Below are 14396 nucleotides of genomic sequence, written 5' to 3' on the forward strand. Positions count from 1 at the left end.
TCATGCCCTCCGGGAGCCAAGTAAAACCGCCTCTTGCACCACATCGTCTGCCATCAGCAGCCGCTGGTCGCGGGCAACCCATATCGTCACGTCCAGAGACTCCTCGGACGCCCTTTCAGAATGAAGATCGACGGCGCGGTCAGGCGCAAGCCCGGCCTTTTTCAGCCATTCTTCCATCAACGGATGCGAAAAGCCGAGCCGCACATGCGCATGCTCGTCACGCAGATATTCAAAGGAATGCGGTGCAAGATCGATGACGATCAGCCGCCCGCCGGGACGCAGCATACGCGCGGCTTCGGAAAGCGCGATTTCCGGCTGGTCAAGAAAATGCAGCACCTGATGGATGACGATCAGATCGAAATCCTGTCCTTCCAGCGGCAGGTTGAGAATATCACCATGGCGGACGGACGCATTGACCACACCCGCCTTGTCGAGGTTAGCGCGCGCCACAGACAGCATGTCGCGGCTGGCATCGACGCCGATCGCCCGGCGATAGATGCCGCTCAGAAGCTGGAGAATGCGGCCCGTGCCCGTGCCGAGGTCGAGAAGCGAATCGACGGGCGTGGTGCCGACAAGCTTCAGCAACGCGCCTTCCACGGCTTCATCGCTCACATGCAGCCGGCGCAACTCGTCCCAGGCGGACGCGTTGCGACTGAAATAATCCTGCGCCCGCTCCGCCCGCACCCGCTTGACGGTAGAAAGCCGCTCGTTGTCACGCTGGAGAACGGCATCGGAGGGCGATGCAGCACCAAGCAGCTGCCTGACCACAACGGCGGGCTCACCATCCTGCCGCAGACGGAAATAGGCCCAGGCACCTTCCTGATAACGCTCGATCAGCCCCTCTTCCGTCAAAAGCTTCAGATGACGGGAGATGCGCGGCTGCGACTGTCCAAGGATTTCGGTAAGATCGGTAACCGTCAGGTCACCGGCAGCCAGAAGCGCCAGCAACCGAAAGCGCGTCGGTTCACCCGCCGCCTTCAAAAGATCCACCAATTTGTCTAAACCGAACGCCACTCTGCCGCGCCTCGCAAGCTAATCAACATATAAAGATATCTTTATGTCGATGTGGGGCTGGATGCAAGCGCAAACTGTGGTGCGCCGCCATCAAGTCCACTTATTACATGAGAAAAGGCCCGCTTTGCGGCGGGCCTTTCTGAAGCGATGTGGAAAAGGATTAGCGCGTCAGGCGCTTGTAGCTCACCCGGCCGGGCTTGATGCTTTCCGGGCCGAGGCGGCGGACCTTGTCCTTTTCATAGTCTTCGAAGTTGCCTTCGAACCATTCCACGTGGCTGTCACCCTCAAAAGCGAGGATGTGGGTGGCCAGACGGTCGAGGAACATGCGGTCGTGGCTGATGATAACGGCGCAACCGGCGAAGGCTTCCAGCGCTTCTTCAAGCGCCGCCAGCGTTTCCGTATCAAGGTCGTTGGTCGGTTCGTCGAGCAGTAGCACGTTGCCGCCGGCCTTCAGCATCTTGGCAAGGTGAACGCGGTTGCGCTGACCGCCGGAGAGATTGCCGACCTTCTGCTGCTGATCGCCGCCCTTGAAGTTGAAGGCGCCGCAATAGGCGCGCGAGTTCACTTCGAACTTGCCGAGCTTGATGATGTCGTTGCCGCCGGAGATTTCTTCCCACACGGTCTTATCACCCGCCAGCGTATCGCGGCTCTGGTCGACATAACCCAGCTGCACCGTTTCACCGACAGTCACCGAACCGCTATCGGGCTGTTCCTGACCGGTGATCATGCGAAACAGTGTGGTCTTGCCCGCACCGTTCGGACCGATGACGCCGACAATGCCGCCCGGAGGCAGCTTGAAGGTGAGGTTTTCGATCAGCACCCGGTCACCATAGGACTTGGTGAGGTTTTCCGCCTCGATAACGACACGGCCCAGACGCTCGGCGACGGGGATGACGATCTGTGCGTCGCCGGGACGACGGTTTTCAGCGGCTTCCACCAGCTCGTCATAAGCGCGGATACGCGCCTTGGACTTCGTCTGGCGAGCCTTGGGGCTGGAAGCGATCCATTCCTGTTCGCGGCTGATGGCCTTCTGGCGCGAGGCGTCTTCGCGGGCTTCCTGCTGCATACGCTTGGCTTTTGCCTGCAGATAGGCGGAATAGTTGCCTTCGTAAGGAATGCCGCGACCGCGGTCGAGCTCGAGAATCCAGCCGGTCACGTTGTCGAGGAAGTAGCGATCGTGGGTGATCATCATCACGGCGCCGGGATAGTCGCGCAGGTGCTTTTCCAGCCACGCGATGGTTTCGGCGTCCAGATGGTTGGTCGGTTCGTCGAGCAGCAGCAGGTCGGGCTGCGAAAGCAGCAGCTTGCAAAGCGCCACGCGGCGGCGCTCACCACCCGAAAGGCCGGTCACGGGCGAATCGCCAGGCGGGCAACGCAGGGCGTCCATGGCCATTTCGACCTGATTTTCCAGATCCCACAGGTTCTGGCTGTCGATCATGTCCTGAAGCTTTGCGCCCTCATCCGCCGTTTCGTCGGAATAGTTCATCATCAGTTCGTTGTAGCGGTCGACGATCGCCGTCTTGCTCGCCACGCCTTCCATGACGTTTTCCATCACGGTCTTGTTTTCGTCGAGCTTCGGCTCCTGCTCGAGATAACCGAGCGTCGCACCTTCGGCGAGCCAGGCCTCACCGGTATATTCCTTGTCGAGGCCGGCCATGATTTTCAGAACGGTCGACTTACCAGCGCCGTTCGGGCCGAGAATACCGATCTTGGCATCGGGGTAGAAGGAGAGATGGACGTTCTCCAGAACCTTCTTCGCGCCATAGGACTTGTTCAGCCCAGCCATGTGATAGATGAATTGACGTGCCATTGTAGCGAATGCTCCACATCGGATTTTTAAGAGTACGTATCGGGAAATTTGCCGCTATGTAGGGTAAATAGGACCGTGGGGCAACCTCTGGCACGATTATGACCCCATGATTATGACAAGCTGCGTGATGACACGATGGGTGCGATGATGAATGAGACGACCGATAACTTCGCGTTCAGCCAGATCCAGAGACTGGACGCTCCCTCCGGCGCATCCATCGCCTTTCGCCACCAGCCTTCCGCCCTTGTCCCGGCCCGCGGTGTGCTGATGATCTGCCATGGCCTGGTGGAGCATGCGGGCCGTTACCGGCGTTTTGCCGACGTCATGTCGCAGCAGGGCTTCGAGGTCTATGCCCACGACCATCGCGGCCACGGCCGCACGAAAGCGGCGGACGCACCGATCGGCCGCTTCGCCTGGAAGGATGGCGCCGAAAAAGTGGTCGCCGACGTCATGGCGATGCGGGTCATGGTCGGAGAAAGACATCCCGGCCTGCCGGTCATCCTGTTCGGCCATTCCATGGGCGGCCTCGTGGCGCTCAACACCGCCGTCAGCAATCCGGATGCCTTCGATGGCCTGTCGATCTGGAATTCCAATCTCAATCCCGGTGTCATGGGCCGCCTCGCGCAGGTGGTGCTGCGGCTTGAAAAAATGCTGAAAGGCTCCGATGTGCCAAGCGCCATCCTGCCGAAAGCAACCTTTCGCGCCTGGAATGCAAAAATGCCGGAAAAGCGCACCCATGCCGACTGGCTGAGCCATGACAGGCTGGCAGTGGACGCCTATGTGCAAGACCCGCTCTGCCAGTTCGAGGCCAGCGTTTCCCTGTGGCAGGACGTCTTCGAACTCTCTTATCGCGCCCCGAAACTCATTGAGCGCCTGCCGAAGACACTGCCGCTTTTGCTCGTCAGCGGCGATCAGGACGCCGCGACCAATGATGGCAGGGAGATCGTCTGGCTCGCAGAGCGGTTTCGGGAGGCAGGTTTCAGCCATGTCGAACACACCATCTACAAGGGCATGCGGCACGAGACCCTGAACGAGATCGGCTGGCAGGCGGTAGCGGCGGATTTCGCCGCCTGGTGCGGCCGCGTCGTGGATGACAGTAAAACGCCCTCCCCGCCATTCCGGCCTTGAGCCGGAATGGCGGAATTAGGGGAGTCTCAAAACAAAACGAATGTCGAAGCTGCCGTGTCAGCCCCAGTTTGGTGCCGTTCCAAAACGGAATAAGTCCATGAGATAAAATCACATGCGGCGGGGCAAGGCGCGGTCTATAACCGGCAGGCACAAAAGACCGGGGGACAGATGACCGACATGCCGAACAGGAAACCGCCACTATCAGGCATTCGCGTCATCGAGCTGGCGCGTGTTCTGGCCGGTCCCTGGGCGGGGCAGATGCTGGCCGATATGGGCGCTGACGTCATCAAGGTGGAAAACCCCGAAGGCGGCGACGACACCCGCACATGGGGACCGCCTTTCGTTGAAGGCGCGGAAGGCGAAAACCTCTCCGCCGCCTATTATCACGCCACCAATCGCGGCAAACGCTCCATCATTGCCGATCTGAAGACGCCTGAGGGCTGCGAGCTGGTGCGCCGGCTGGTGCGCACCGCCGATGTCGTCATCGAAAACTTCAAGCGCGGCGGGCTTGCCAAATACGGCCTCGATTACGAGAGCCTGAAGGTGCTCAATCCGAAGCTGATCTATTGCTCCATCACCGGCTTCGGCCAGACCGGGCCTTATGCCGATTTCGCCGGATACGACTATATCGTGCAGGGCATGTCGGGCTTCATGTCGATAACAGGCGAACCGGATGGCCAGCCGATGAAGGCTGGCGTAGCTGTTGCCGACATCTTTACCGGCATCTATTCCGTGACAGCCATTCAGGCCGCGCTGATCCACGCCATACGGTCAGGCGAAGGCCAGCATATTGACATGGCGCTTCTCGATGTGCAGTCGGCCGTGCTCGCCAACCAGAACATGAATTACCTGATTTCCGGCAAGCCGCCCATCCGGCTTGGCAATGCCCATCCGAATATTTCCCCCTATGAGGTGGTGCCGACGGCCGATGGCTTCCTGATCCTCGCGGTTGGCAATGACGGCCAGTTCCGCCGCCTCTGCAATATCCTCGGCATAGGCGCGATAGCGGATGACGAGCGTTACGCGACGAACAAGACCCGCGTGGCGCATAAGGTCGAAGTCCGGCAGATCATTTCCACCGAAACGCTGAAATGGCAGAAGCGCGATCTTCTGACCGCTTGCGAGCAGAATGCCGTGCCGGCCGGGCCAATCAACTCCATCGAGGAAATGTTCGCCGACCCACAGGTTCAGGCACGCGGCCTGCGTGTTGATCTCGAAGCTCAGGATGGCACGGTCATCCCCGGTGTGCGAACACCGATTATAATGTCACAGACGCCGCTGCACTATGAACGCCCGAGCCCGAAGCTCGGCGAACATCAGGCGCAGGTGCTGGCCGAACTGGAAAACATCGAAAGGACCACGACGCCATGAAAAGAACCGGTGGGCAACTGATCGTCGAAGCGCTGAAGGCCAATGGTGTCTCCCGCGTTTCCTGCGTTCCGGGCGAAAGCTATCTGGCGGTGCTGGACGCGCTTTATGAAAGCGGCATCGAAACCGTGGTCTGCCGCCAGGAAGGTGGCGCCGCCATGATGGCCGATACCTGGGGCCGGCTGACGGGTGAACCCGGCATCTGCATGGTGACCCGCGGTCCGGGTGCCACCAACGCCTCGGCCGGCCTGCACATCGCACGGCAGGATTCCATTCCGATGATCCTGTTCATTGGCCAGGTGCAGCGCGAAGCCCGCGAGCGCGAAGCCTTTCAGGAAGTGGAATATCGCCGCGCCTTCACCGAATTCGCCAAATGGGTGGGCGAGATCGATGATGCCCGCCGCATCCCCGAATTCGTCACCCGCGCCTTCACTGTCGCCACCTCCGGCCGCCCTGGCCCGGTGGTTTTGACGCTGCCCGAAGACATGCTGGTGGAAGAGGTCGAAGCGCCCGAGGCAAAGCCCTACACATCAGTCGAAGCGCATCCCGGCCCGTCACAGATCGCGGCCTTCGCGAAAATGCTGGGCGAGGCAAAACGGCCGATCTTCATTATCGGCGGCACGCGCTGGTCCGAGGAAAGCGTGGTGAGCTTCAGGGCATTTGCCGAAAACCACAAGCTGCCCGTCGGCTGTTCCTTCCGCCGCCAGATGCTGTTCGATCATCTGAGCCCTTCCTATGCGGGCGATGTCGGCATCGGCATCAACCCGGCGCTGGCAAAGGAGATCAAGGAATCCGATCTCGTGGTCCTGCTGGGCGGCCGCCTCTCCGAAATGCCCTCCTCCGGTTATACGCTGCTCGACATCCCCTACCCGTCGCAGAAACTCATCCACATCTATCCGGAAGCCGAAGAGCTTGGCCGCGTTTACCGTCCCGATCTCGCGATCTGCGCCGCGCCGGATGATTTCGTCGCCGCCCTCTCCTCCATCTCGCTTCCGGCAAACGCCGTATGGGCCGAACGCACGGCCGCCATACACGCGGCTTACCTCAACTGGTCCACGCCGCCGCAGACCGGCCCAGGCGCCGTGCAGATGGGGCCGATCATGGACTGGATCGAGGCCAATGTGCCTGAGGACGCCATCTTCACCAATGGCGCCGGCAACTATGCCACCTGGGTGCACCGCTTCCACCGCTTCCGCCGCTTCAACACGCAATCGGCGCCGACCTCCGGCTCGATGGGTTATGGCCTGCCGGCAGCGGTTGCCGCAAAGCACCTGTTCCCGGAGCGGGAGGTGATCTGCTTTGCCGGTGATGGCTGCTTCATGATGCACGGGCAGGAATTCATCACCGCCGTGCGCTATGGCCTGCCGATCATCACCGTACTGGTGAATAACGGCACCTATGGCACCATCCGCATGCATCAGGAACGCGAATATCCCGGCCGTGTCAGCGGCACCGATCTCGTCAATCCCGATTTCAACGCTTTTGCCAAAGCCTATGGCGGCCACGGCGAAACGGTGGAAAGAACGCAAGACTTCGCCGCTGCCTTCGAGCGGGCGCGTGCAAGCGGCAAGCCCGCCATCATCGAGGTGACGCTGGACCCGGAAGCGATCACGCCAACGCGCACGCTGACACAGATCAGGACAAAAAGCTGACATGACGCATGGACATGCCTCCGGCATGGTGTAAATCCTGACGCTCGCTTGACGTCATCCTCGGGCTTGTCCCGAGGATCCAACCACGTCGCGCTAAATCGATCGGTTGCAGATGCACGGGACAGGCCCGGGCATGACGTGGAGAGGTTTTACGCTTCTCTCAGCATCCACTAACTCAGGATAAGACATGCCGGACGTTGCCCCTCCCGTCATCACCCCACGCGGCGCGAAGATCGAGCCCTCGGCCGGCGCACCTTTCGAGGCGGTGCGCGTGGCCCGCGATGTGCTGCACACATCCCGCACGGCGGCGCTCGCCACGCTCGATCCGGTCAGCAGCTATCCCTATACGACCGCCACCAATATCGGTATCGAGCCGGACGGTACGCCGTTTTTCTTTGCGGCCGGCCTGACGCTGCACGCCCGCAACATGGAGGCCGACCCGCGCGTCTCGCTGACGCTCGCGCCCTTCGGCAAGGGCGATGCGCTGACGCTGCCGCGGCTGACACTGGTGGGCAAGGTGGAACAGCTCGGCCCGGATGAGACGCAACTCGCCATCAGGCGCTACATTGCCCGTTACCCCAAAGCGAAACTTTATCTCTCGCTTCCCGACACGAGGCTTTACCGGCTGCGGACGGAAGGTGTGCAGATCAATGGCGGCCCGGCCCGCAATGCCAGCAACATCACCCCGGCCGACCTGCGCACCGATCTCTCAGGCGCGGCGGAACTGATGGCTGCGACGGAAAGCGAAGCTACCCGCCTCAACGCCATCAAGGGCGAAGCGTCGCGGTTGGCAGTTCTCGCCGGCGCAAAGGCCGGCCGCTGGACGATCACCTCCATCGACCCGGATGGTATCGATCTCGCCTCGGCCAGCGATCTGGCACGGCTGTGGTTTGCGGAGCGGGTGGAGACGTTGAAGCAGTTTGAGAAGGCGCTTGCTTTGCTTCTGAAATGAAGGGCGCAAACGATTCACAAACCTGGGACAATCGTCTCTCTTCCGTCATGCTCGGGCCTGTCCCGAGCATCTGCCACCTATCAAGTTGTGATACGTGAGTGGATCCTCGGGACAAGCCGAGGATGACGAAACGAGCGTTTCGAATTTCCCATCAAAAAAGGCCGGGCCGCATTCCGCGACCCGGCCTTTCTTTGGAAATCAGACTGATGCTCAGAGAGCCGCAGTGACGATGAATTCAACCTTGTAGTCCGGCGTTGCCAGCGCTGCTTCGCTGGTGGCGCGGGCCGGCGGGTTTGCCGGGTCGATCCAGCCTTCCCAGACGGCGTTCATTTCGCCGAAGGTGGACATGTCGGAGAGGTAGATGATGGTCTGCAGGACCTTCGACTTGTCGGAGCCGGCAGCGGCCAGCAGGCGGTCGACTTCAGCCAGCGCAGACTTGCTCTGTTCCGTCACGCTGGTGCCTTCGCCAACCTGGCCGGCCAGATAAACGGTGTTGCCGTGAACGACGGCGCCGCTCATGCGCTTGCCCGGCTCGATACGCTTGATGGTCATGGAGAACTCCTGTTGATTGGCATTTGAAAACAAAATGAAGCGCGAAAAATCAGCCGCGCAGGTGATGGGTCTTTTCGTAGATCGCCGTCGAGCGCGCGCCGGAACGGCAATAGCCGAGCATCGGGCGCTGCAATTCGTCCAGCGCATCCACCATGCCGGCAACGGCATCGGCGTCGACGCCATAACGGCCGACAGGCACATGCATGATGGTAATACCGAGCTGCTCTGCGCGCTCGGCAATATCGGCGAAAAGCGGCTGGCCGTCTTCTTCACCATCAGGGCGGTGGCAGACGATCGACTTGAAGCCGAGTGCCTTGACCTCATCCAGATCGGCGACGCTGATCTGTCCCGTTACCGAATATTCGTCGTCTATGCGCCTGATATCCATCTTATGCCTCCGCTGAAATCGGCATCCGCGCCGCTGGCACGCTCTCGCCACCCTTAGAAATCCGCATCCGATGTAAGGGCTCAAAACCCATGCGTCAATGATGCGGTGTCCTCATTCGGTACGGCATTCAGAGGATGGAAAAGCGCAGGCCGAAGGAGCGGCTTTCACCGGGCTGGATAATGTTGAATTCGCCTGCAGCCTCAAGTTCGCTCCGCCCCACCCAGCGATGCGAAACCGGCTCGATGCCGAGCACATTGGCGGGCTCCTGCTGGTTACGCCACATCTGCAGATAGGGCAGCGTCTCCGTGCGAAAACGCACGGTCAGCGTCTTCCCGCCAATGGCCGCGACGGGACCAAGCTTCAATTCCGCCCATTCGTCATTACCGGCAGGAACACAGAAAACATTGCCCGGCTCCTCGCCGAAACGCCAGCCATGGCCGCCGCCATCCAGCATTGCGCCTTCCAGCCGCACCGCATCGTCAAACAGGCGGGCACCGACATTCATGTGATACATCAGGAACACCGGCATCGGCCGGTCTGACGTATTGACGACCTTGTCCTCAAGGCTGACTTCGCCGCTTTCGCCATCAATGCGCCATGTGCGCTCCAGCAACGCAGTGCCGCCATCGGCAAGCTTTACGGGAACCTCGACGCGCGCCAGTGCATTGGTCTCATGAACGTCGAAGGCGACTATCTTTGCCGGATGCGAGGAAAAGGACCCATGCAACGGATATCGACGCCCCTCACCGTCACCATCAATCGGCTCGGGATGGCGGATATGATCGGGACCGCAGGTGAAGAGAAAGCCTTCCAGCGAATGATCGATGCGCGCATCGCCATCATCGGGAATGGCGCGGCCAGGCGCAATGTCGATGCCATCGACGATACACGAACCAATATCGAAAACAGAGGTTTCATCGAGGAAAATACGGGGCGATCTGCCGGCCTGAAACGAACGCAAGACAACCTCTCCTGTGGCAGTAAAAACGCATGAATCACGGAAACGCTACTAGTCGTGACGGAAATTAAGATTGCATTAACCGCGAATTCACCTTTTTCACAATAGGGTCAAGATTGCGGTGTGTTTATGGGCGAACAAAGCAAGGATAGCAGAATCGTGAAACAGTTTCTTAACGCAGCTCTGGGTCTGACAGTCGCGGTAGTGGCAGCTTTCGCCCCGCTACAGGCTGGCGCGCAGCAGCGTTATGGCGACCAGCAGACGATGCTGGTGACACCTGACGGTCGCGTGCTCGACTTCATGCCAGAGCGCGGCGATATCGTTATCAGCCGCGATACCATGGGCCGCACGGTGTTTTACGACCAGTACGGCAATCTGCTCGCCACCGAAATGCCCTCTGGTTATCAGCAGCGGCAGCAGGCACGCCAACAGCGCGACACCACCTATTATCCGCCCGCCCCCGGCGGCCAGTATCGCGAACCACAGCGCGACTACGGCTATCAGGACAATGGCAGCGTGCGTGATTACCGCGAATATCGCGGTGATGGCTCCGACGACAATGTCTATACCGGCTCCGTTCCCGGCCCCGGCGCGGTGGAAAGCGGACCGCTCGGCCAGCCCATGCCGGGCGAAAGCACCACAGCCGCCGTTCCGCAGCCGGATCACCTGATCGAACGCCACACACCGGTGACGACACCGGTCAACCGTTCCCGTCAGGAAATCGTCGCACTGCAGACTTTCCTTGACCGTGAAGGCATCTCGCCCGGCGTGATCGACGGCAAGATGGGTGACAACGTCAACAAGGCCATTGCCGCCTGGCAGGACATGACCGGCGAAAAGCTGGACCCGAACAATTCCGACGACATTCTGGAACGCCTGCGCTCTTCCGGCGGCATGCCGATCGTCGACTACACCATCACCGCCGCCGATGCCGCCGGCCCCTATGTCGCCTCCATTCCGGACGACTATGCCGAGAAGTCGCAGCTGCCCGCTCTGTCCTTCACCTCCACCTCCGAGGCGCTGGCCGAGCGCTTCCATATGGATGAGAACTATCTGAAGGAACTGAACCCCGGCATCGACTTCACGGTGCCCGGCACCATCATCAAGGTGGTCAATCCGGGCGAGACGAAAAAGGGACAGGTGGCCCGCATCGTAGCACATAAGGGCATCAAGCAGGTCTTCGCCTATGGCCAGGACGGCAATCTGATCGCCGCTTATCCCGCCACCATCGGTTCCACGGATACACCCTCGCCGAGCGGCACGCACACGGTCGAGCGCATCGCGCTCAATCCCGGCTACACCTATAATCCGAAGATCAACTTCAAGCAGGGCCAGAACGACAAGATCCTGCAAATCCCGCCGGGTCCGAACGGCCCGGTCGGCACGGTCTGGATTGCCCTGTCGAAGCCGACCTACGGCATTCACGGCACGCCGGAACCTTCCAAGATCGGCAAGACGAACAGCCACGGCTGTATCCGCCTGACCAACTGGGATGCGACCGAACTGGCAAAGATGGTCCGTCCCGGCGTTGTGGTCGAATTCGCGGAATAGGATCGACCGGAGTAAAAGAGAAAAAGCCCGGCGGTTTGGTCCGTCGGGCTTTTTTCATTGAGTGGTGTTTCAGTCGCGCTTTTCCGTCAGGAAATACAGCAGGGCGGCCACCGGCAAGGCGAAACCGATCCAAGAGGCGGCTTGCCATTCGCCGACAGCATAAGCCCAGCCACCCACGGCGGAACCGATTGCGCCGCCCATGAAAAACGTCGCCATATAGATGCCGTTCAGACGGCTGCGGAATTCCGCCCCAAGCGTGAAGATCGCCCGCTGGCCAAGCACCAGATTGGTGGTGACGCCGAAATCCAGAACGATGGCTGCGACTACCAGAATGGCGAGCGCCAGATGCGAGCCTTCGGGCGCGAGATGCGTGACGGCAAAGGAGAGCGCTACCGCCACCAATGCCAGGAAAGTCGCCGCACGGGTCCAGCCGCGATCGGCCATCCGCCCGGCAATTGGCGCAGCCACGGTGCCCGCAGCCCCGGCAAGCGCAAACAGCGCGATCTCACCCTGGCTCAGGTTGAAATGCGGCCCGCTCAGATAAAGCGGCGTCGTGGTCCAGAACAGGCTGAAAGCGGCAAACAGGAAGGCATGGTAAATTGCCCGCCGCCGCAGGATCGGCGTGTGGAGGGCAAGTCTGCCCATCGAGGCCATCAGCGAGCCGTAACCCAGCCTTGCCTCCGGCATGCGCGGCGGCAAAAGCCGGAAAAGCACGACGGCAAGAAGCGCCATGACTGCCGCCGACGTCAGAAAGACGCCGCGCCATGAAACGACTTCCGACAGCAGACCGGAGACCGGCCGCGCCAGCATGATGCCGGCCATCAGACCGCTCATGACATTGCCGACCACCCGGCCACGAATGGCGTGCGGCGCCATGTGGGCGGCATAGGGAACGATGACCTGCACTGCCACCGAACTGACGCCGACCAGGAAGGCCGCAATCAGAAACGGGGCCGCATGCGGCGCGAATGCCGCTGCCACAAGGGAAAGCACCGCCATCGAGACGGAACCGACCACCAGCTTGCGGTTTTCAACGAGATCGCCGAGCGGCACGACGAACAGCAGGCCGACACCGTAACCGATCTGCGTCAGGGTCACGATCAAGCCTGTAGCGCCGGCGGAGAGACCAAGTTCCGCCCCGATGATGCCGGCAAGCGGCTGGGCATAATAAAGATTGGCGGCAATCAACCCGCAGGCTGTCGCCAGCAGAAAAGTCAAAGCCGGAGAAAGGGATGTTGCATCAACATCCTCCCCTTCAATTACACGCGTCGTCATCATTTTCTCCAATATGGAAACGAACGTTTCCTAAATAGACACGAAATCACTCAGCAAGCTTCATGGCGATATCCACCACGGCCACCATGTCCTTGAGGCTACGCCCTGTCTTTCCCACCACGCGCATGCCGTACATCATGCACAGCATCGCCCGGGAAAGATCATCGGGATCGGCCTTGGAATTCACCGAACCATCCTTCTGCCCCTCGGCAACGAGGCGGGCGACGATCCGCTCCCTCGCCTTCACGGCCCGTTCGACCACAACGGCAATGTCATCATCCAGCGCCGCCAGATCGGCAGCGGCACCAACAACCAGACAGCCATCAGAGCCAGCACCGCCATGCGACCGTTCCGCGTAGAACATCAGCCCTGCCCGCAGGCGTTCACGACCGGTATCGTAACCGGCCACCGCCGCCTCGAAACGCTCGGTCTGTACAATCCTGTAGCGCTCCATCGTGGCGATGAAGACGGCCTTCTTGTCCTTGAAGGCCTTGTAAAGACTGCCCTGCGCCAACTCCATCGCATCGGTAAGGTCACCGACGGAAGTGGCGTGATAACCGCGCCTGGAAAAAACCCGGATCGCACCATCGAGCGCGCGGTCGATATCGAACTCGCGCGGCCTGCCGCGATGGCGCTGTTCCTCGGACTGGTTGTGGCTGGCATTGCTCATGGCCGGAATATAGGAAATGATCATTTCCAAATCAAGCAAATAATGAAGCCATCGCTGAAAAGCGACTGCTGACACGCCGGCAAGCCTGATGGCCGCCGATGGTCCGAGGCAGCATCATCCGTCTGCGGTTATGACCGCCGCAGACGGATCGAAAGTTGAAAGCAATATTTCACGCGGCTTTACGAGTGAAAAGGCGCGCGGGTGGCGTGCCGAACCGCAACAGGCGTTTCGGCAGCAGGCCAAGCACTTCGCCCGCGAATGCTCTGGCATTCTCGACCGCCTTGTCGATATTGCTCACCTTGGTCTTATCGAGACAGAGAAGCGTGCCGCCAAGGTCGAAAATATCGCGATAGGCGGCTCTCTCGACGATCGGGGTGTTGAGAACCGAGACATTTTTCTCGGCCAGCAGCATCTTGACCAGCAGCAGCGAACGCGTCGCCACCATGGCGTTCACCCGTGTCAGCACGATGGAATGAGCAATCTCCTTGCCCATCTTGCGGTTCAGAAATTCGATATGGTCCAGAACCTCGGCAGCCCCGCGCGCATCCATGGCGCAGCCCTGAACCGGGATCAGCACATGATCGGAAATGCCGAGAGCCATGGTCAGAAGCGGGGTCTTAGCTCCCGGCAGATCGATGATGAAACAGTCGGTGCTGGTTTTATTCTCGCGAATATGGCCCTCAAGCGATGCCATCGTCACATGCGAAATCACCGAAAGATTTTCGATATCGCCTGATAATTCGTGCCAGCGGGAAATCCACAATTGCGGATCCGCATCCAGAACCGTCACGCGGTGACCGCTGCGGGCCAGTTCGGTTTCCAGAAGCAGCACGGCCGTGGTTTTTCCGGCACCGCCCTTGGTGTTGGCGAAAGTGATGACTGACATGACACCCCCTGTTGGTCAGAGCCGTTTCATGCTCATTCACGCACCGAAGCAATTCATGGTGCTTTCCATAATCTTAACGAACAGGGTTAATAAAAGGCTAAGAACGGTTATGCCGGGCAACGAAAAGCCCGCGACCGGGTCGTCGCGGGCTGGATTAGAGATCGTACGTAGCTCGCTCCCGGTGCAGGGCAC

13 protein-coding genes are annotated in these 14396 nt (G+C 60.3%); 5 read left to right on the forward strand and 8 right to left on the reverse strand.

What is annotated here, in order from left to right; all coding sequences use genetic code 11:
- Both QSV77_RS08820 and ettA read right to left on the reverse strand, forming a co-directional pair.
- On the reverse strand, positions 1-1014 hold the full coding sequence (locus QSV77_RS08820; protein WP_142840290.1) for a metalloregulator ArsR/SmtB family transcription factor: 1014 nt from the start codon (positions 1012-1014) through the stop codon (positions 1-3).
- A 160-nt stretch (positions 1015-1174) separates the two neighbouring features.
- Positions 1175-2824, reverse strand: a complete 1650-nt coding sequence (ettA, locus tag QSV77_RS08825) for an energy-dependent translational throttle protein EttA (RefSeq protein ID WP_046798039.1) — start codon at positions 2822-2824, stop codon at positions 1175-1177.
- Between the two features lie 147 nt (positions 2825-2971).
- Between ettA and QSV77_RS08830 the strand changes: the two genes are divergently transcribed.
- From QSV77_RS08830 to QSV77_RS08845, 4 genes are all read left to right on the forward strand, one after another.
- The gene (locus QSV77_RS08830) at positions 2972-3952 is read left to right on the forward strand and encodes an alpha/beta fold hydrolase (protein ID WP_302733908.1); all 981 of its coding nucleotides are present in this window, start codon (positions 2972-2974) and stop codon (positions 3950-3952) included.
- 168 nt (positions 3953-4120) lie between these two features.
- Positions 4121-5323 (forward strand): CaiB/BaiF CoA-transferase family protein, encoded by a 1203-nt coding sequence (locus QSV77_RS08835; RefSeq protein ID WP_142840292.1) that lies wholly within the window; start codon positions 4121-4123, stop codon positions 5321-5323.
- The gene (locus QSV77_RS08840; RefSeq protein ID WP_302733171.1) at positions 5320-6972 is read left to right on the forward strand and encodes a thiamine pyrophosphate-binding protein; all 1653 of its coding nucleotides are present in this window, start codon (positions 5320-5322) and stop codon (positions 6970-6972) included. Before QSV77_RS08835 ends, QSV77_RS08840 begins: the two co-directional genes overlap by 4 nt.
- Before the next feature lie 187 nt (positions 6973-7159).
- Positions 7160-7924: a HugZ family protein gene (locus QSV77_RS08845; protein ID WP_302733172.1), complete on the forward strand. Its 765-nt coding sequence runs from the start codon at positions 7160-7162 to the stop codon at positions 7922-7924.
- Positions 7925-8134: 210 nt separating this feature from the next.
- On the opposite strand, the gene QSV77_RS08850 is transcribed toward QSV77_RS08845, so the two are convergent.
- The 3 genes from QSV77_RS08850 to QSV77_RS08860 all read right to left on the reverse strand — a co-directional run bounded on the left by QSV77_RS08850 (position 8135) and on the right by QSV77_RS08860 (position 9825).
- Entirely contained in the window at positions 8135-8476 is a 342-nt protein-coding gene (locus QSV77_RS08850; RefSeq protein WP_052818029.1) for a RidA family protein, read from the reverse strand.
- Positions 8477-8525: 49 nt separating this feature from the next.
- Positions 8526-8864, reverse strand: a complete 339-nt coding sequence (locus QSV77_RS08855; RefSeq protein ID WP_065113791.1) for a TIGR01244 family sulfur transferase — start codon at positions 8862-8864, stop codon at positions 8526-8528.
- A gap of 127 nt (positions 8865-8991) precedes the next feature.
- Positions 8992-9825, reverse strand: coding sequence for an aldose 1-epimerase family protein (locus tag QSV77_RS08860; RefSeq protein WP_302733173.1), 834 nt, complete (start codon positions 9823-9825; stop codon positions 8992-8994).
- A 156-nt stretch (positions 9826-9981) separates the two neighbouring features.
- Here QSV77_RS08860 and QSV77_RS08865 point away from each other — a divergent pair, with 156 nt between their 5' ends.
- On the forward strand, positions 9982-11373 hold the full coding sequence (locus tag QSV77_RS08865; protein ID WP_142840296.1) for a L,D-transpeptidase: 1392 nt from the start codon (positions 9982-9984) through the stop codon (positions 11371-11373).
- A 69-nt stretch (positions 11374-11442) separates the two neighbouring features.
- Here QSV77_RS08865 and QSV77_RS08870 read toward each other — a convergent pair whose 3' ends face one another.
- The 3 genes from QSV77_RS08870 to QSV77_RS08880 form a co-directional block, all read right to left on the reverse strand.
- Entirely contained in the window at positions 11443-12648 is a 1206-nt protein-coding gene (locus QSV77_RS08870) for an MFS transporter (RefSeq protein WP_302733175.1), read from the reverse strand.
- 46 nt (positions 12649-12694) lie between these two features.
- Positions 12695-13342, reverse strand: coding sequence for a TetR/AcrR family transcriptional regulator (locus QSV77_RS08875; protein WP_302733176.1), 648 nt, complete (start codon positions 13340-13342; stop codon positions 12695-12697).
- Positions 13343-13487: 145 nt separating this feature from the next.
- On the reverse strand, positions 13488-14204 hold the full coding sequence (locus QSV77_RS08880) for a ParA family protein (RefSeq protein ID WP_302733177.1): 717 nt from the start codon (positions 14202-14204) through the stop codon (positions 13488-13490).
- Positions 14205-14396 lie beyond the last annotated feature (192 nt).

It is taken from the genome of Agrobacterium sp. V1, from assembly GCF_030518355.1.
Lineage (GTDB): Bacteria > Pseudomonadota > Alphaproteobacteria > Rhizobiales > Rhizobiaceae > Agrobacterium > Agrobacterium cucumeris.